We start from the raw sequence: 18369 nt of genomic DNA, 5'->3' as shown, positions 1-18369 counted from the left end.
GACGCCTCCCACGTCCGGGCACTGCTGTTTCCGGGCCCGGGATCGACCGGGTCAGTCCGCGACCAGGACCGCGTCGCGGGCCAGGTCCTCGGCGTCGGTGGCGAGCTGGGCGACGCGCTGACCGAGCCAGGCCAGCGGGCCCTCCTGCGAGAACCCGATCGCGCCGTACGCCTGGTGCGCCTGGTAGACCGCCTCGCGGGAGGCGGCGGCCGCGGCCCGCAGGGCGGTGTGCACGGACCGGGACTCCCCGGCACCGCCGCCGGCCTCGTCCAGCACCGCGGCCGCGCGCCGGGACAGACCCGCAGCAGCACGCACCCGGGCGTCGCACTCGGCGAGCGGGTGCGCCACCGCCGCAAAGTCCCCGATCCGGGTGCGGAACTGGGTGCGTTGCGCGGTGTAGGCGACCACGTCGGTCAGCACCCGCCGACCGGCGCCGCTCAGGTAGGCGGCCAGGCCCAGCTTGGTGAGCAGCTCGATGCGGGCCGGGACCGCGATCTCCGGCCCGTCGCCGACGAGGTCGCCCGCGAGCACCGGTTCGTGGCCCAGGGAGATCCAGGACTCGCGCACTCCGGCAACCCGCACCGGCCGCAGCAGCCAGGACCGGTCCGCGGCCTCGCCCAGCTCGAAGACGCGCTCGGCGACGGCGGCCCAGGGCACCCGGTCCGCCGTACCGGCGGTGACGACGACCTCCCCGGCCATCGCGGCCTCGGCGTCCTCGAGCACCGGGATCACCAGCAGCGACTGCCACCACGGACCCGGACAGCCGCCGTGGCCGAGCGCCTCACCGGCCGCGACCAGGTCCAGCGCCGAGGCACCGGTCTCCGGTGACGTCAGCGCGAGCGCGCCGGTCCGGCCGACCGCCTGCCAGTGCGCCCACGGGAACGCTCCCGACTCGTCGACCTCGGGAAGGGCCGGCTGGACGCGAGCAAGGGTGCGCTGGAAGTCCCGCTGTTCCTCCGAGTAGGGCCAATCAGTGCTCACCGAGCCACTCCTTCACTGCACGCTTGTCGACCTTCATCGCGGTGGTCAGCGGCAGCTCGGTGCCGACGACGACCCGCTTGGGAACCTTGTAGCCCACGAGTCGCTCCCGGCAGTGCCGGACCAGCTCGTCGACGACCTGCGCGGAGGCCGGTGCCCGGAGGACGACCATCGCCTCGACCCGCTCGCCCCACTCGGGGTCCGCGACACCGACCACGGCCGCGGTGGCCACCGCCGGGTGGTCGCACAGGACCCGCTCGACCTCGACCGGGAACACGTTCTCACCCCCGGTGATCACCAGCTCCTTGAGCCGGCCGCGCAACCGGATCCGGCCGTCGGCCTCACGGACGGCCAGGTCGCCGGAGCGGATCGCACCGTCGGCGACCGGTTCTAGACGCCCGTCGACGAGGTAGCCGGCCATCTGCCAAGGAGCCCGTACGACGACCTCGCCGACCTCTCCGTCCGGGACCGGCCGGCCGTGCTCGTCGACGATCTCCAGCGCGGCGCCCGGAACCGGCCACCCCACGCCGTCGAGTCCGTCGGGCGACTCCCACGAGCGCAGCCGGGTGACCGCGCCGAACTCGGTGGCGCCGTACCCGGTGACCAGGGTCGCGCCCGGGAACGCGGCCCGGAGCCGATCCGGCAGGTCCGGCTCGGAGGACGTCGATCCGAAGAGGACGCTGCGCACCGAGCCGGTCCGGGTCAGGTCGAGGTCGGGGTGCCCGATGATCCGGTCCAACGCGGTCGGCGGCCCGAAGAGCCGGGTCACCTCGCCCCGGTGGATCTTCTCGACGGCGCGCCCGGCGTCGAAGCGCGGCTCGAAGGTGACGCTGCCGCCGGCGTAGAGGGTGCTCATCGCGCACGTCGCCAGCGCGATGTGGAAGAAGGACGCGAAGTACAGCTCGACGTCGGTACGACGGGCCTCGAGCACCAGCGCACTGGACGCCAGGTACTCGGCCAGGCCGCCGGAGGTCCAGACGGCGCCCTTGGGCGTGCCGGTCGTGCCACCGGTCCCGACGACGAACGCGGGTGCGGTCGGCTCGGTGGGGACGTGGGTCCAGGTGCCGGCGGGCGCGCCGACGAGGTCGCTCTCCGAGCAGGTCGGGGAGCCCCCGGCGTCCGTCGCCGACCCCGTGACGACCAGGGTCGGCCGGAGGGCGCCGAGGTAGGTCTCCCGTTCGTCCGGTGCCAGCTTGAGGTTGACCGGTGCCGCTGCGGCGCCGGTCGCCATGATCCCGATCAGGACGCTCAGGTGCGCGACGCCGGGAGGCAGCGCGGTCGCGACCAGGTCACCGGGTCCGATGCCGCGCTTCGCGAGCGCCGAGCCGATCTCGCGGGAGCGCTCCCACAGCTCGCGGTGGTTCCAGGCAGCGTCCGGGTCGGAGACCGCCGGAGCCAGCGGTGCCTGGCTGGCGTGCCGGGCGATCACCTCGACGAAGGACGTGCTCATCGCGGGTTCAGGCCGAACTCGGTGCGGGCCAGGACGCTGCGCATGATCTCGGAGGTCCCGCCGGCGAGGGTCTCCATCACCGACTCGCGCCAGAGGAAGGCGAGGTCGCCGTCGCGATCGGTGGCCTCGACGTAGCCGTGCTCGAAGGCCGCGCGCGCGATGTCCTGGGTGGCGCCGGAGCCGACGAGCTTCACCCGGGCCGCTTCCGCCGCGCAGTCGGCACCCTCCAGGGCGCGCGCCAGCGCCTCGGCCGCGAGCACCTCGGTCGCGCAGACGTCGATCTCGAGCCGGTCCAGCCGGGCCCGGAACACCGGGTCCGCGAAGGCCCTCGTCCCTCGCGCCCAGGAGACCAGATCGTCCAGGTCCCGCCGTACCCGCCCGGGCAGCACCATCAGGTGCCGCTCCACCGCCAGCGCCTCCCGGATCAGGTTCCACGCCTGGCCCTCGTCACCGACCCGGTGGGCGACCGGCACCACGACGTCGTCGAGAAAGACCTCGTTGAGCCGGTGGCCGTCGATGGTCTCGATCGGCCGGATGTCGACGCCTTCGGCCCGGAGGTCGAGGATCAGCAGGGTGTGCCCTCCCGCCTCCCCGGCACGGCAGAGCAGCCAGAGGTAGTCGGAGCAGTGCGCGTCCGAGGTCCAGCGCTTCTCCCCGGTCACCCGGTAGACGTCGCCGTCGCGGACGGCGCGGGTGCGGACCGCCCGGAGGTCGGAGCCGGCCTCGGGCTCGGAGTAGCCCAGCGCGAAGCCGATCCGGCCGGCGGCGATGCCGGGCAGGAAGGTCTCCTTCTGCTCGTCGGTGCCGTGCACGACCAAGGTCTTGGCGACGATCCCCGAGGCCAGGTCCGGACGCGCTGCCCGGGCGTAGGCGAGCTCGTCCCAGAGCGCGAACTCGTGCGCCAGGGTGGCCGGGACCGCGCCGGTCGGCTGCGGCCAGCCGAGCGCGAGCCAGCCGCGGCGGCCGAGCTCCTGGTACAGCTCGCGGGTCGCACCGCCGCGGCCGTGGAAGAACTGGCGCGGATCGAGCCGGGAGCCGAAGTCCGCGAGCACGGACCGGACCTCGGCGCGGAACACCTCCACGTCGAGGTCGGCGACCTCGGTCGCCACCTCGTGGGTCACGGTTCCCCCACCGTCCAGCGCGGGGCGCGCTTCTCCGCGAACGCCCGGGCGCCCTCCAGGAAGTCCGGGTGCTTCCAGTGCTCCTGGGCGATCTGCCATCCGGCCGCTTCGGCCTCCTGCCGCGGCCGTCCGAGCGAGTCCCAGAGGACCGCGCGCGAGAGCTGGACGGCACGCGGCGAGTTCGCCGCGATGCTGCGGGCGATCTCCAGGGCGGTCGTCTCCAGCTCGGCCGCGGGCACCACCTCGTCGACCAGCCCGAGAGCGTGCGCGCGCGCGGCGTCCAGCCGGTAGCCCGTCCCCTGGAGGGTCATCCGCATAGCGGTGCCGAACGGCAGCCGGTGGGTCAGGCCGACGTTCTCGACAGCCCCGACCTGGCCGACGCTGACGTGGGTGTCCAGGAAGGCGGCGTGCTCCGCGGCGATCACGATGTCGGCATCGGCCACGAAGTGCAGTCCCCCGCCGGCCGCGACTCCGTTGACGGCGCAGAGGACCGGCTTGCGGACCCCGCGGGCGACCGGCGACCAGACGATCGGCTCGTCGGCCGCGTCGCCCGACGGGACCGCGCCGTCGCCGGCGATCTCGCGGACGTCGGCGCCGGTGCAGAAGTGCCGGTCACCGGCACCGGTGACCACCGCGACCCGGAGGTCGTCGTCGGCGTCGAGCCGCTCCCAGATCCGGGCCATCGGCTCGCGCATGCGCCTGCTGAGCGAGTTCCCGACCTCGGGCCGGTTGATCCGGACCAGCAGGACGTGGTCGACGATCAGGACTTCGAAGCCGAAGAGGTTCTCCGCCCATTCGGGATCAGACGGGGATGACGCCCGCATCGCTCCTCGATTCAGTATAGAGAATGTCGTTCACCAGAGAGTACGAGCCGGAACTCAGGGCGTCAAGGCGACCCGGCGGAGAACGCCGCGCCGGCGGCCACCAGCCGTTCGATCTCCTCGGTCCGGTAGCCCAGTCCCGCGAGCACCGCACCAGTGTCCGCCGCGGGTCCGCGGCGCGGCTTGGCGACGGCCGGGCTCGCCGACAACCGCGGCGCCGGCGCCGGTTGCCGGATGCCGTCCCACTCGACGAAGACCTCCCGGGCCGCGAGCTCCGGATCGGCCGCTGCTTCCTCGGGCGTGGCCACCCCGCTGACGCAGGCATCGGTCCCCGCGAAGGTCGCCACCCACTCCGCCCGGGTGCGGGCCGCGAAGATCGCCGCCAGGGCCTCCCGCTGCTCGGGCCAGCGGGCGCGATCGTGCTGCGGCCACTCCTCGGGGTCGATCCCGAGACCGTGCAGCAGCGCGCGGTGGAAGGCGGGCTCGATCGCACCGACGGCGACGTACCGGTCGTCCCGGGTGCGGTAGGTGCGGTAGAACGGCGCGGCGCCGTCGAAGAGGTTGGTGCCGCGCTCGGATCCCCAGGACCCGGACGCCATCATCGCGTGCAGCATCGTGGTCAGCGAGGCCGATCCGTCGACCATCGCGCAGTCGATCACCTGTCCGGTGCCGGTGCGACCGCGCTGCATCAGGGCCGCCAGCACGCCGAGCGCGAGGTAGCTCCCGCCGCCGCCGAAGTCGGCCACCAGGTTGAGCGGCACCGTCGGCGGCCGGTCGGCGTCACCCAACGGGTAGAGCGCCCCGGCACGAGCGATGTAGTTGATGTCGTGGCCGACCTGGGAGGCGAGCGGCCCCTGCTGGCCCCAGCCCGTCATCCGCGCGTAGACGAGGCCGGGGTTGCGGGCACGCATCTCGTCGGGCCCGAGGCCGAGGCGCTCCATCGCACCGGGGCGCATCCCTTCCATCAGCACATCGGCCGACGCGATCAGCCGTGCGGCCGCCGCTGCGCCGTCGGGGCTCTTCAAGTCCAGACCGACGGAGAGCTGGCCGCGGGTGCGCGGATCGTCGCCGAGGGAGGTGCCGATCACGCCGGCCGCGCCGGCCCGGTCGATCCGGATCACCTCCGCGCCCAGGTCCGCGAGCAGCATGGCCGCGAACGGCACCGGCCCCAGGGCCGCGGGGAACACCACCCGTACGCCGCTCAGCGCCTGGTCCGGGTGATCGGTCCGGCTCTCCTCGACCACGGTCATCGGCGGGCTATCCGCTCAACTGCCGCGACTGGGCGCTGACCGCGCCGATCCGGTCGCACACCTGGCGGAGGTCGGCGCCGTACTCGGCGGCCGTGGCGTCGTCGATCAGGTTGGAGAACCCGACGGCCGCGACGACCAGGGACACCCGTCCCTCGGAGTCGAAGACCGGCGCCGCGACGGTCGAGATGCCGAGCGCGTAGCCCTCGTGGTCGACGGCCCAGCCCCGCTCGCGCACCCGGCCCAGCTCGTCGCGGAAGGCCTGGACGTCGGTGACGCTCTTCGGGGTGAACGCCTGCAGTCCGTGCCGGAGCACCTGCTCCAGCGACTCGGGGCTCTCGTAGGCGAGGAACGCCCGCCCGAAGGATCCGCCCTGGATCGGGATCCGCTCGCCGGGCTGCAAGGTGATCCGGACCCGGTTGGGGCGCTCCATCTTGTCCAGCAGCGAGATCTCCTCGAGGCCGACCCGGCGGTAGATGACGATCGTGGCCTGGACCTTCTCGATCAGCTCGCCGAGATAGCGGCGGGCGAGGGCGAGTTCGCCGTACTGGCCGCTCGCGGCGGCGCCGAGCTCGAGCAGCGTCGGCCCGAGCCGGTAGGTCCGCATCCGCTCGTCGTAGTCCACCGCCTCCAGCGAGGTCAGCGTGCGCAGGATGTAGAAGGCCGTGCTCTTGTTGATGCCGGTCTCCTCGACGATGTCGGCCAGGACCGAGGGACCCTTGCTGGCCAGGAACCCGAGCACGCTGAACGCCCGGGTGACCGCTGGGGCGCGATCCTTGTCATCGACCATGGCCACTGTCCTCTCGGTGCACTGTCATCCAACCCACGACGCGGGCGACACTACTCGGGAATCAGAGATCGCGATCCCCTCCGACCAGGCGGTTCGCGACCAGTCGTCGGAGGATCTCCGAGGAACCGTCGGCGATCTGCACGGTCCGCACCATGTTCCAGGCCTCCGACATCCCGACCTCGGTGGTGATGCCCATGCCGCCCAGGGTCTGCATCGCGCGATCGATCGTCCGGGTCGCCATCTCCGTGGAGAAGATCTTGGACATCGCGGCCTCCATGATCGCCGGGTCGCCGGCGTCGATCCGCGCCGCCGTGTCCAGGCCGAGCACGTGCGCGGCATGGACGTCGGTCGCGCACGCGGCCAGCGGGAACATCACGCCCTGGTGCTCGGTCAGTTTCTTCCCGAACGACCGGCGTTCGGCCGCGTAGTCGAGGGCCTGGTCGAGTGCCCACCGGGACAGCCCGACCGACTTCGCGCTGTTGTACATCCGGCCCAGGTTGATGCCGCCGAGCCCGATACCGGCGGCGGCCCCCTCGGCACCGACCAGCTCGCGACGGCTCACCGCGACTTGGTCGAGCGAGATGATCGAGTGGTTGCCGCCGGTCTCGCCGTACAGGCCGATCACGCTGTCGACCTTGAAGCCGGGGGCGTCGGTGTCGACGAGGAAGGCGCTCAGCCCGCCGCGGCGCTGCTCCAGTGCCTCAGCATCGGTGACCGCGAAGACCATCCCGAAGTCGGCGTACGGGCCGTTGGTGGTCCACTGCTTGGTGCCGGTGATCCGCCACCCGTCCCCGTCGGCGACAGCGCGGGTGCGCATCGCCCAGGCGTCCGAGCCGGCATCGGGCTCGGACATCATGAAGCACATCGTCTTCTCGCCGGACATCAGCTGCGGCAGGACGCGGTCACGCACCTCGTCGCCGACGAGGCCGAACACGAAGCTGGGACCGGTGGCCCAGTGCGCCAGGATCTCGTGGGCCAGCCAGCGGTGCGGACCGCTGAGCCGGTAGATCAGCTCCCAGGCGGCGTACGTCGGCACCGCACCCAGCCCGCCGCCGCCGAGGTCGCTCGGCACCGTCATCGTGAAGTAGCCGGCCTCCGCGGACGCCGTCCGGACCCGGCGCCGCAGCTCCTCGACCTGCGGGACGTGCCGTCCGTCGGCGGAGTAGCGCTCGCGCGGGTTGTTGAGGACCTCGGCGTACTCCTCGTGGAGCGGGAACACCTCCGCAGTGAGGAAGCCCTCGAGCCCTCGCAGGATCGACGTCGTTTCCTCTGACAAAGCCATGGGCGCTTGCTCCTTATAGAGAACGGTGTTCTTGATGTAGAATAGCGTTCTCGACGTCACTCGTCTATCTCCGGAGGCTCCATGACACAGGAAACTGGCGACGCGGTACGGGTCGACGCTCGGGACGGCGTCCTGACGATCACGATCAACCGACCGGAGAAGCGCAACGCGGTGAACCGTGAGGTTGCCGAGAGCATCTCCGCCGCGCTCGACCGGCTCGACGCCGACAGCAGCCTCCGGGTCGGCGTGCTGACCGGCGCCGGAGAGACCTTCTGCGCCGGCCTGGACCTGGGTGCGTTCGCCCGCGGCGAGGTCGCCCGGTCGGCGACCCGCGGGTTCGCCGGGATCGTGGAGAAGCCGCCGACCAAGCCGCTGATCGGAGCCGCCGAGGGCTGGGCGCTCGGCGGCGGTCTGGAAATCCTGTTGTGCTGCGACCTGATCGTCGCCGCCGAGACCGCGCGCTTCGGCCTCCCCGAGGTCACCCGCGGCCTGGTCGCTCGCGGCGGTGGTGCCATCCGGCTCACCCAGCGGCTGCCGCGCTCGCGCGCCCTGGAGATGCTCCTGACCGGCGAGCCGATGACGGCCGAGGAGGCCTGGCGGTTCGGCCTGGTCAACAAGCTGGCCGCCGACGGCGAGGCCCTGGGTACGGCGACCGAGCTCGCTCGGCTGATCGCCGCCAACGCCCCGCTCGCCGTGGCCGCCTCCAAGCGGGTCGCGCTGGAGTCGCCGAGCTGGCCGGTCGAGGATTCGTTCGCGCTGCAAGGCGCCATCCTGGAGCCGGTCTTCAGCTCCGAGGACGCGCGCGAGGGCGCGCTCGCCTTCCAGGAGCGCCGCCCGGCCCGCTGGTCCGGTCGGTAGCCCTCAGCCGGCACCGAGAGTCGCGACGACCCAGCCACTGATCTCCTCGGTCATGTCGGCAAGACAGCCCACGTAGCCGCCGTCGAGAGCATCCGACGCGAGTTGCTGAACGGCGCAGACCACGCCGACGTACGCACTCTCGACCAGGGTGGGATGGTCCGGCCAGGTCTCCTCCCGCATCGCCTTCACCAGCCTGCCCATCCCCTGGTTCGCGCGGCGGCGGCGCTCGCGCGCGGGCCTGCCGAGGGCATCCATCTCGACCTCGAACGCCCTGGCCACGACCGGGTCGGCATCGAGCGCAGCGAGGTAGGAGCGCACGACCTGCCGAACCCGCTCCTCCCACTCCGTGCCCTGCTCGAGCGCCGGTTCCAGGCGGCCGAGCAGCACGACGACGAAGCGGTCGTAGGCAGCGAAGTAGCAGGCGTCCTTGTCGGTGAAGCAGTCGTAGAACGTCGCCAACGAGACCTTGGCCCGCCCGACGATGTCCCGCACGCCGACCCCGCGGTACCCGTGCTGCGCCACCAGCTCGGTGACCGCGATCAGCATCCGCTCGCGCTGGGCCAGCCGGACCTCGGCGCGTCGGAGGTCGTTCCCGCGGCGACGGAACTCGGCAGGGACGACGAAGAACGCGCCGTCCGCGACGCGCGACCTGCTCATCGTCGACGGCTTCACAGGCTCGAGGTCAGAGAGGTTTGAGACCGATGATCGCCCAGTTGCCGCCCTTGCGCTCGGCGGTGATGCTCAGCTGGGCTGCGGACACGGAAGCCTGCTTGTCGTTCTCACGGGTGCTCTTCTGGTCGAGGAAGACCAGCAGCTTGGCCCGGGATTCGGTCAGCTCCTGGACACCGACGACCTGGACTTGCGCGGAGAGCGTCAGCTTCTGGCCGGGCGCCCGTTGCTGGAGACTCGCGAACAGGGTGTCGTACTCCTTGCGAGCCTGACCCTGCAGGACCTGCTCGGCAACCGCTCGGGTTGCGTCAGGATCCTGCCAGTCGTAGCTCAGCACGGACGTCAGGCTTCGGGACACACCTGCCACCAGCTCGTCGGCGTCCCGCTGGTCGAGGAGCGCCCGGTTGGCCAGCACCGGGTCGTCGTTCAGGCGCTTGGCCTGCAAGGCGAAGACGCCGGCGGTCACCAGCAGCGCCACCGCCACCAGTACGACGATCCCCTGCCGGGTGCCTACCTTGCGCACCAGCAACCCGATCCGCGCCCTCACAGCTTCACCGCCACTTGCTGAAGGTCTTCGAGCTTCCAGGTGCCCTTCACCAGGACCAGGTCCGCCGCGTAGCGGTTTCGCTTCACCGCGGGCTCGGCATCGGTCTCGCTGTCTCGGACGGTGACCTCGACCGCCACGATCATCCGCGCCGTACTGCCCTTGAGGTCGGTCAGCGCTGCCTGGACCACCCGCCCGGTGGCGATCTTCCCCTGGTCGGCGAGCAGCTTCTTCTGGTCGGCGTCGATCGCGATCAGCTGGTCGTGCAGAACGCCGGTGGAGACGCCCTGCCAGGCCTTGACCCCGGCTTCCACATCGCGGTGGTCCATCGTGTTCATGGTCTCGACCGCCTTGATCCCCTGGATCATGGCGAGATCGCGAGCCGCGCCACGGGCGCGGTCGGGGTCACCGTCCGCGCTTCGCCAGGAGGTGAAGGCGATCACGACCGCGACGACTGCAGCGGCGAGGAACAGCCAGGTCCCAAAGCCGGCGCCCTTGCTGGCCGGTTGCGGCGTCTCGACAGGCTCGACGCCCTTGCTGGCCGGTTGCGGCGTCTCGACAGGCTCGACGTCCGAGGCCGGCACAGGCGTCTCGACAAGCTCGACGTCCGAGGCCGCCTTGCCCTTGCGTCCGCGGAACTCGAAGGGCTTCTCCGTTGTCACTCACTGCCTCCCAGCAGGTCTCCCAGGTCGTCAGCCTGGTCCACGGTCGTGGTGCGCGAGCCGGCCGGCCTCTTGTCGAGGACGGCGCGCGGGCCGCGTACGTTCACTCCCGAGGATGGTGACATGGTGCAGCCGGCCTTGGTGTTGAACGGCTTGCCCGGCGAGGTATCGAGACCTGGGCGCATCGTGGTGCCTTCGTACCCCTGAACGCAGGGCAGCGGGTTGAAGAAGCTCAGCTGCACACCCGAGCGCATGCCTTGGCTGGTCATCGTCGCGAAGGTGATCGAGATGCCCTCGGGGAGTCTGATCAGGGTCTCCTTGACGGCACCCGCGTTGGTGCCGAAGACCTCGGCTGTCGAGATCAGGTTGGTCATGAGCTGGCCCAGCGGAACCCCGACGCCGCTGAAGAGCCCGTCGAGCGCGCGCATCGACGGCGGTACCTGCCGGATCACCTCGCGCCAGTCGGCGTCCTGCTCGGCGAACGCGTGCGCCAGCAGGCGCATGTCCTGGGAGAAGCTCTGGAAGCTGGCCGCGGTCGACTCCTGGGTGGCGAGCACCTTCCCGGAGTTGTCGATCAGGCTGGCGGTCATCAGGAAGTTCCGGTCCGCGGTCTCGGCGAACTGAGCCGAGGTGTCAAGCAACCGGGAGAGGTTCTGGCCGTTGCCGCGGGTGAACTCGTACCCCTCGTCGATGACCGTGTTCAGGTCCACCGACGGCATGGACGCCACCATGTCCCTGCTGCTGCGGAGGAGCTTGTCGATCGCGGGCGGCAGGTCAGCAGCAGTCATGGTCACGCGGGCACCGTCACCCAGTTCGTCGTTGCCGACCGAACCGCCGCGCAGGTCCAGGTACTGCTCACCGATCGCCGACCGGTTCACGACCCGGGCAGTGACCTCGGCCGGCATCTCCGGGGCGCCCGACTCGATGTGGACCACTGCCCGGGCACCGTCCTTCGTCGCCTCCAGCGACTCGACCCGACCGACCGGCACACCGCGGTAGGTCACCTCGGAGTTCTTGAAGAGACCACCGGCTTCGGGCATCTCCACCGTGATCCGGTAGCCGCCGCCCAGCAACCGGTCCAGGCCGACGTAGTGCACGGAGAGGAAGGCGGTCGTGGCCAGCGACAGCGCGACGAACACGGCCACCTTCGTCTTGGTCAGGAATGTCAGCATCAGCGGGCCTTACGTGCGGTGGGGACCTGGACCGAGCGCTGCCCGAGTCCGGGAGCCGCGGAATCGGTCGGGGGGAGCAGGCTCGGCGACGGAGTCACGGACGGCGTCGAGGTCGGCCCGTCCGTCGGCGAGGCCGAGCTCGACGGCGACGGCCCGGGACCGGCTGGCGTCGCGGACCCCGACGGCGACGCAGGTCCGGACGGCGACGCGGACCCCGACGGCGACGGCTGGTCGGACGCTGCCGGAGGCGAGCTCGGAGCGGGAGCGACCAAGCCGGGCATCGCCATCCGTCCCGCCGAATCCAGCTCCGCTTCCCAATCAAAGGGCGGCATGGTCCCGGTGTCCGGCATCTGCGGCCACGGGCACCCGAGCCCGGTGCAGCTCGCCGGCAGCGAGGTGTAGTTCGCGGTCGCGAACACGTTGAAGTAGTCACCCCTGATCGCGTTCAGCACCTCGTCCGGGAACGGGTAGGTCAGCAGCAGCTCGAGCGAGTCCGGGAGCGCATTCCCCGATTCGGCCAGCTCGCGCAGAATCGGCTCGAGCAGCTTCATGTCCTCGATCATGTCCTCCTGGGACGCGTCGAGGGTGCGGACCGACACGGTGCTCAGCTTGTCGAGCGCCGTGAGCATCGAGACCAGCTCCTTGCGCTGGTCGACGAGCACCTGCATCCCGGGACTGAGTCCCTCGAGGGCCTGGGCGATCTTCTCCTTGTCCTGGTTCAGCGTGGTCGAGAGCCCGGCCATCGCGTCGAGCGCGTCCGTCACGGCGCCCTTGCGCGCATCGAGGCCCGCCACGAAGGTCCCCACGTTGCGCAGGAAGCCGCGAATCTCCTCCGGACGACCGGTCGAGACCTTCTGGAGCTCCCGCGAGATCTCCTGGAACTTGGCCACGCCGCCACCGTTGATCACCATCGAGAGGGCTCCGAGCACCTGCTCCACCTCGGCGACCTGGCTGGTCTCCCGGATCGGGATGTTCGCGCCCGAGCGCAGCGAGCCCGATCCGGCCTCGCCCTCCTCGGGTCGGACCAGTGCCACGTACTTCTCACCGAGGAGCGACGTCTGCTGCAAGCGAGCCGCGGTCCCCTCGGGGAGGTCGACGTCGCCGCGGATCAGGATGGTCGCCCGGGCGCTACGCCCGTCCTCGTTCAGCTTGATCGACTCGACCCGACCGACGGCGATGTTCTCGACCTTGACCGCGCTCTGCGGCACCAGGTCGAGCACGTCCGAGAAGTCGGCCGTGATCCGCACCGGGTCGGAGCCGACGTCGGCGCCTCCCGGGAGCGGCATCGAGTACAGGTCCGTTCCGCACCCGCTGAACATGAGCGTTCCGGTCAGCGCCAGGCCGCTCACCAGTGCGACCGTCTTCTTGGTCCTCATCGGGTGCTCCGATCGTTCGTGCCGGCCAGCAAGGTCGGCGGTGCGTTCCGCGACGTGCGGGCGGTCAGCCCGTCGTTGCTCCACAACGACACCTCGTTGACGTTGCCTCGACCCGCGATCAGGTTGTTGACCGGGTCGTAGCTGTCCTTCAGGTTCGCCAGCAGGAGCGGCCCGAGCCGGACCATCGTGTCCAAGGACTTCCGCTGCTTCTTGAGCGTCTGCACCGTCGGCAGCAGGTTCCGAACACTCTGGTCCAGGTGGTCCTGGTTCTCGGTAATGAAGTCGTCGAGGATCGTCATCGCGGCCGCGAGGTTCTCGGCCGCCTCCCCCATCTCGTCGCGATCGTCGGCGAGGAAGCCGGCCACCTCGGCGAATTGGTGATTCACCGCCGCCACCGCGTCGTCGTTCGCGACCAGCATGTCGCTGAGGTCGTTGAGGTTCTTCAGGGTGCCGAAGAAGTCCTCGTCGATGCTGGAGAGCGTCGCACTGGCCTTCCCGAACTCGGCGATCATCTGGTTCAGCTTGGCGCCCTGGCCCTGGAGGTTCTCGGCACCGGTGGTGATCAGCTCGCTCAACGCACCGTTCTTGTTGGCGCCGCGCGGACCCAGCGCCTCGGAGAAGTCCTCGAGACCGCGGTAGAGGTCGTCGATCTCGACGGGAACGGCGGTCCGCTCGGTGCTCAGCACGGTCCCGCTGCCGAGCCGGGCGTCACCCGAGCCCTTCTTCCACGGGGTGGTCAGCTGGACGAACCGGTCGCTGACCATCGTCGGCGCGATGATCACCGCCTTCGTGTCAGCGGCGACCGGCTGCTCGGGGTCGATCTCCATGGTGACCCGCACGCTCTCGCCCTCGACGAACACGCCGGTGACCTCGCCGACCGGTACGCCGAGCACCTGCACGTCGTTGCCGACGTACAGGCCGACCGTCGAGTCGAACATCGCGGTGATCTTGACGGGGTCGGTGCCGAACAGCGCCTTGGCGCCGATCCCGGCCACGACGAGCAGCCCGATCGCCACGAGGACGATCGTGCGCTTTCCGAGTGCTACTGGCCTACTCACTGCGCACCTCCGGGTCGGCAGTTGCGAACCACGTCGTTCTCCAGGACCGGCTCGTTGTTCCCGTCGAACAAGCCGCACAGGTAGGAGTCGATCCACTTGCCGTTGCCGGTCGCCGAGGCCAGCACGTTGTAGTACGGGCCCAGCTTCGCGAGCGCGGCGTTCAGGTTCGCCTGGTTGCGGTTGAGGATCGCCGAGACCCGGTCGATCTTCTCCAGGGCCGGGGAGAGCGCCTTCTCGTTGTCCTTGACCAGCCCGTGCAGGTGCTCCCCGAGGTCCCGGGTTCCGACCCAGAGCTTGTGCACGGCATCGCGTCGCTTCTGCAGTTCCCCGAGCAGGTCGGACCCGTCGGTGATCAGACCGGCCAGCTCGTTGTTGCGCTCGGCCAGTGTCCCGCTGACGCCCTTGGAGGCCTCGAAGAGCGAGGCGAGGTCGGCATCTCGGGTCGAGATGCTCCGCGACAGGTCCGAGAGACCGGAGACCAGCTTCTGGACCGACTCGGGGGTGTCCTTGAACGCAGCGGACAGGGCGCGGAAGCTGCCCTCGAGCTGCTCGGTGTCGATCTCCCCGAGCGTGCTGGCGAAGTCGGACACGGCCGCGTTGACGTCGTACGGCGTGAGCGTGCGCTCGAGCGGGATCGGTCCCGACAGCTTCCCGGATCCGAGGGGGTCGAGCGCCAGGTACTTCTGCCCGAGCATCGTCTTCACCTTGATCGCGGCACTGCTCTCGTCGGGAAGGTCGACATCCTTCGCCTGGAAGCTGACCCGGACCTGGTCGCCTTCCAGCTGGACCTTCGTCACTTCGCCGACGCGCACGCCGGCGACGCGGACCTCGTCCCCAGGACGCAGACCGGCGGCCTCGCGGAAGATCGCTTGACGTTGCTGCCCGTCACCGATGATCGGGAGCGAGGTGATGTTGACGGCCGCGTAGAACGCCGCACCGAGAGCGACCAACCCGACAACGGCGATCCAGACGCGGTTGCGTTCGGCGAACGCCAGGGGGAAGCGGGACATCAGCGGCACCTCCCGGCCACCGGCAGCACGCCGACGTCGCCCATGTAGCCCTCAGCCATCGGGATCCGTCCGTCCATGGAGCACAGGTAGAAGTTGAGCCAGGACCCGTAGCTGGCGGTCCGGGCGATCCGGTCGAGCTTGATCGGCGTCGTCCTCAGGAAGTTCTCGACGTCGTCGCTGTTCGTGTCGAGCGTCTGGGCGAGCACCCCGAGGTGCCTGATCGAGCGGCGCAGCGCGGGCCGAGTCTCCCCGACCAGGGTCGAGACCCTCGTGGTCAGCGCCCCCATGCCCTCCAGGGAGGCGCCGATCGCCTGCCGGTCCTCGGAGAGGCCGGTGACCAGCTGCTGCATCGTCACCAGGGTCGTGTCGAGCTGACCGGAGCGCGAGTTGATGTCGGTCAGCACGCTGCTCAGGCCGGTGATCAGCTCACCGATGACCTGGTCCTTCTCAGCGAGCGCGGTGGTCAGGCTGGCGGTGCTCTGCATCAGGCCCTCGACGGTGGCGTCCTCGCCCTGGAACACGGCGATGATCTGCTCACTCAGGTTGTTGACGTCCTCGGGGTCGAGGAGCCGCATCAGGGGGCGGAAGCCGTTGAACAGGACGGTGAGGTCCAACGCGGGGCGCGTCTGCTCGACGCCGAACACGTGGCCCGGCTCGACCCGTGCCGACGCGCTCACGGGCGTCGCGTCGCTCCCGGAGGGATCCGGTTGCTGCAGCGCGATGTAGCGCTGGCCGACCAGGTTGCGGAACTTGATCTGGAGGACCGAGTCCGACGCGGCGGGGACCCCGTCACGGATCGTGAACTTCACCCGCGCGAGCCGCTTGTCGGTGATCTGGATGTCCTCGACCGTCCCGACCTTGACCCCGGCGGCCCGGACGTCGTCGCCCCGGTTCAGGCTGGTGACATCGGTGAAGATCGCGGTGTACGTGTGCAGGTCCCCGGAGGATGAGTTCCGGATCGTCAGCGCGAGCAGTCCGGTGGCGACCCCCGTGATCAGCGTGAAGACGATGCTCTTGACCGCAATGACCCAGAGCGGACCATGGTTGGCGTCGTTGCTCATCGGAGCACCACCTTCGTGTTGCGCAGGGTCGGCCCGAGCAGCAGGCTGCTCCAGTCCGGGTACTCGGAGGGAGCCATGCCTTGGGTCGGGGCGATCAGCTCGGCGATCAGCTGGTTCTCGGCCGGGGAGTTCGCGTCACCCAGGCCCGTCAACGCTGCCAGGTGGGCCTGCGCGTGGGCTGCCGGCGGCGGCGCGATCTGCTGCGGGTCGTTGGTACCGCCGTCCGTCTCCGGCGCGATCGACCCGGAGCCGGCATCGGGCCAGACTGCCGCAGCTGCCGTTCTCTTGGCGGGGCTGGTTCCGACGGAGCCGGTGACGTAGGGGCAGCGGGGCGGCGGGGTGCCCTTGGTGTAGGTCAGGTTGTCCTTGCCGGCCAGGTACTTGGACCGGGCCGGAGTCACCTTGAGCACGGCGTGGATGCCCGGCTCGTCGGTGCCCTTGCCGAGCGCCTGCTCCATCCGCGGCTTCATCTTCACCACGGCCCGGAACAGGCAAGGGAACTGGGACGCGTACGGAGCGGTCGCGCGCAGGGCCGCCTTGCTCCGGTCGGAGAGCACCACGATGGTGTTCTCGTTCTTCGTCATCCACCCCCGCACGGTGTCGGAGGAACCGATGACGCTCGCGTACACGTCGCGCAGGTTCTCGCGCTCCTCGACGAGCGTCTGGGATGACGTCGTCATCGTCGCGAGGGCGTCGATCAGGTCCGGTGCCGCGATCTTGTAGGAGTCGGCAACGACGGCCAGCTTCTTGAAGTCCTCCATCATCTGAGGAACCTTCGGATTCATCTTCTTCATGTAGCTGGACCAGGCGACCATCGAGTCGCCCATCTCGGTCCCGTTGCCCCGCAGCATGTCGGAGAACTCGCCGAGCATCGCCGAGAGCTTCTCAGGCTGGATGGCACGCAGCACCGGCAAGAGCTCGTCGAGCACCTGCTGCAGCTCGGTGGCCTCGGCCGATGCGTCCTGGAAGACCACGTCACCCTGGGCCAGCGCCGCACTGCTCTTGATCTCGGGGACGACGAGCGCCACGTAGCGCTCGCCGAACATCGTCTTGGGCAGCAGCCGGGCGACGACGTTGGACGGCACGTCGTCCAGGACGTCGGGATCGAGTGCCAGGGTCAGGTCGGCGCCCTCGTCGGTGGCGGTGATCTTGGAGACCGCCCCGATCGGCACGCCGAAGTACTTCACGTCGGATCCGACCTGGAGCGCGTTGCCGACGACGTCGGTCCGCAGCGTCACGTCGCGGTGCGGCACCAGGGTCCGGTTGAACGAGAGGTAGGCGACGACGAGGCCGCCGACGATCAGGGCTAGTGCCAGGATCCCGAGGAGCAGGTCACGCACGCGTGCGGCGCTCATCCGGCGATCCTCACCGTGGTCGAGGCACCCCACAGGGCCATCGAGAGGACGAGGTCGAGCACCGCCACCGTCACCAGGCTCCGCCTTACGGCGCGGCCGACAGCGACGCCGACCCCGGCCGGACCGCCGGTCGCCTGGTAGCCCATCCGGCAGTGCACCAGGATGATGATCACCGAGAAGAACAGCACCTTGAAGAACGACAGCAGGATGTCCACCGGTGGCAGGAACAGGTTGAAGTAGTGGTCGTACGTCCCCGGCGACTGGCCGTAGACGAGGACCGTGATCAGGCGGGACCCGGCGTACGACGTGAGCAGACCGACGACGTACAGCGGGATGATCGCGACGAAGCCGGCGATCACCCGGGTCGTGATCAGGTACGGCACCGGCGACACCGCCATCGCACGGAGCGCGTCGACCTCCTCGTTGATCCGCATCGCGCCGAGCTGCGCGGTGAAGCCGGAGCCGACGGTGGCCGACAGCGCCAGCGCGGCGACCATGGGGGCGACCTCACGCGTGTTGAAGTACGCCGAGATGAACCCGTTGAGCGCGGCCGCGCCGATCTGGTCGAGCGCGGCGTAGCCCTGGATGCCGACGACGAACCCGACCGCGAGGGTCAGGCCGAGCATGACGCCGATCGTCCCGCCGATGACGGCGAGCGCACCTGACCCGAAGCTGACCTCCGACAGCAGCCGGAGCACCTCCTTCGGATAGCTCTTCAGCGTCGCCGGGATCTGGCCGAGCACCGACCCGTAGAAGCGGAGGTCGGCGCCGAGGTTGACCACCCGGTCGACCGGGCGCGACAGGAGCGCCGCGGCGCGACCCTGCGTCCTGGCGGGCGGACGCTGGGCCCGCCTGCGCGGCGCTGGCAGCTCGGGCGGAAAGGACGGTTCGGCGAACACGGCGTTGTCTGCCATG

At 70.4% G+C, this 18369-nt stretch carries 18 protein-coding genes; 1 reads left to right on the top strand and 17 read right to left on the bottom strand.

Annotated elements, in window-relative coordinates:
• Positions 1-51: 51 nt before the first annotated feature.
• From EFK50_RS11750 to EFK50_RS11720, 7 genes are all read right to left on the bottom strand, one after another.
• Complete coding sequence (locus tag EFK50_RS11750) at positions 52-981, bottom strand: acyl-CoA dehydrogenase family protein (protein ID WP_123227734.1); 930 nt, start codon at positions 979-981, stop codon at positions 52-54.
• A complete protein-coding gene (locus EFK50_RS11745) occupies positions 971-2428 on the bottom strand; it encodes a class I adenylate-forming enzyme family protein (protein ID WP_123227733.1) in 1458 nt (485 codons plus the stop codon). Before EFK50_RS11745 ends, EFK50_RS11750 begins: the two co-directional genes overlap by 11 nt.
• Entirely contained in the window at positions 2425-3549 is a 1125-nt protein-coding gene (locus EFK50_RS11740; protein ID WP_183407785.1) for an acyl-CoA dehydrogenase family protein, read from the bottom strand. Before EFK50_RS11740 ends, EFK50_RS11745 begins: the two co-directional genes overlap by 4 nt.
• Positions 3546-4373, bottom strand: a complete 828-nt coding sequence (locus tag EFK50_RS11735; protein ID WP_123227731.1) for an enoyl-CoA hydratase/isomerase family protein — start codon at positions 4371-4373, stop codon at positions 3546-3548. The genes EFK50_RS11740 and EFK50_RS11735 overlap by 4 nt, the downstream gene beginning before the upstream one ends.
• Before the next feature lie 62 nt (positions 4374-4435).
• Positions 4436-5620 carry a CaiB/BaiF CoA transferase family protein gene (locus EFK50_RS11730; protein WP_123227730.1) on the bottom strand — a complete coding sequence of 395 codons (1185 nt, stop codon included), beginning with the start codon at positions 5618-5620 and terminating at the stop codon, positions 4436-4438.
• A gap of 7 nt (positions 5621-5627) precedes the next feature.
• Positions 5628-6407, bottom strand: a complete 780-nt coding sequence (locus tag EFK50_RS11725; protein ID WP_123227729.1) for an IclR family transcriptional regulator — start codon at positions 6405-6407, stop codon at positions 5628-5630.
• Between the two features lie 61 nt (positions 6408-6468).
• Positions 6469-7689, bottom strand: a complete 1221-nt coding sequence (locus EFK50_RS11720; protein WP_123227728.1) for an acyl-CoA dehydrogenase family protein — start codon at positions 7687-7689, stop codon at positions 6469-6471.
• Positions 7690-7770: 81 nt separating this feature from the next.
• On the opposite strand from EFK50_RS11720, the gene EFK50_RS11715 reads away from it, so the two are divergent.
• Positions 7771-8547 (top strand): crotonase/enoyl-CoA hydratase family protein, encoded by a 777-nt coding sequence (locus EFK50_RS11715; RefSeq protein WP_123227727.1) that lies wholly within the window; start codon positions 7771-7773, stop codon positions 8545-8547.
• 3 nt (positions 8548-8550) lie between these two features.
• On the opposite strand, the gene EFK50_RS11710 is transcribed toward EFK50_RS11715, so the two are convergent.
• The 10 genes from EFK50_RS11710 to EFK50_RS11665 are packed head-to-tail and all read right to left on the bottom strand — an operon-like array spanning position 8551 to position 18368.
• Positions 8551-9204, bottom strand: coding sequence for a TetR/AcrR family transcriptional regulator (locus tag EFK50_RS11710; protein WP_148046133.1), 654 nt, complete (start codon positions 9202-9204; stop codon positions 8551-8553).
• A 25-nt stretch (positions 9205-9229) separates the two neighbouring features.
• Positions 9230-9763: a hypothetical protein gene (locus tag EFK50_RS11705; protein WP_123227725.1), complete on the bottom strand. Its 534-nt coding sequence runs from the start codon at positions 9761-9763 to the stop codon at positions 9230-9232.
• Positions 9760-10422: a hypothetical protein gene (locus EFK50_RS11700; RefSeq protein ID WP_123227724.1), complete on the bottom strand. Its 663-nt coding sequence runs from the start codon at positions 10420-10422 to the stop codon at positions 9760-9762. The genes EFK50_RS11705 and EFK50_RS11700 overlap by 4 nt, the downstream gene beginning before the upstream one ends.
• Entirely contained in the window at positions 10419-11594 is a 1176-nt protein-coding gene (locus EFK50_RS11695; protein ID WP_123227723.1) for an MlaD family protein, read from the bottom strand. Before EFK50_RS11695 ends, EFK50_RS11700 begins: the two co-directional genes overlap by 4 nt.
• The gene (locus EFK50_RS11690) at positions 11594-12970 is read right to left on the bottom strand and encodes an MCE family protein (RefSeq protein WP_123227722.1); all 1377 of its coding nucleotides are present in this window, start codon (positions 12968-12970) and stop codon (positions 11594-11596) included. The genes EFK50_RS11695 and EFK50_RS11690 overlap by 1 nt, the downstream gene beginning before the upstream one ends.
• The gene (locus tag EFK50_RS11685) at positions 12967-14028 is read right to left on the bottom strand and encodes an MCE family protein (protein WP_183407784.1); all 1062 of its coding nucleotides are present in this window, start codon (positions 14026-14028) and stop codon (positions 12967-12969) included. The genes EFK50_RS11690 and EFK50_RS11685 overlap by 4 nt, the downstream gene beginning before the upstream one ends.
• Positions 14025-15038 (bottom strand): MCE family protein, encoded by a 1014-nt coding sequence (locus tag EFK50_RS11680; RefSeq protein ID WP_246004132.1) that lies wholly within the window; start codon positions 15036-15038, stop codon positions 14025-14027. Before EFK50_RS11680 ends, EFK50_RS11685 begins: the two co-directional genes overlap by 4 nt.
• Entirely contained in the window at positions 15038-16099 is a 1062-nt protein-coding gene (locus EFK50_RS11675) for an MCE family protein (RefSeq protein WP_123227720.1), read from the bottom strand. Before EFK50_RS11675 ends, EFK50_RS11680 begins: the two co-directional genes overlap by 1 nt.
• Entirely contained in the window at positions 16096-17454 is a 1359-nt protein-coding gene (locus EFK50_RS11670; RefSeq protein ID WP_123227719.1) for an MCE family protein, read from the bottom strand. Before EFK50_RS11670 ends, EFK50_RS11675 begins: the two co-directional genes overlap by 4 nt.
• Positions 17451-18368, bottom strand: a complete 918-nt coding sequence (locus EFK50_RS11665) for an MlaE family ABC transporter permease (protein WP_123227718.1) — start codon at positions 18366-18368, stop codon at positions 17451-17453. The genes EFK50_RS11670 and EFK50_RS11665 overlap by 4 nt, the downstream gene beginning before the upstream one ends.
• Position 18369: the final 1 nt, after the last annotated feature.

The sequence above is a fragment of the Nocardioides marmoriginsengisoli genome, assembly GCF_003725695.1.
GTDB classification, from domain to species: Bacteria; Actinomycetota; Actinomycetes; order Propionibacteriales; family Nocardioidaceae; genus Marmoricola; species Marmoricola marmoriginsengisoli.
This window is presented reverse-complemented; position numbering and strand designations above follow the sequence as displayed.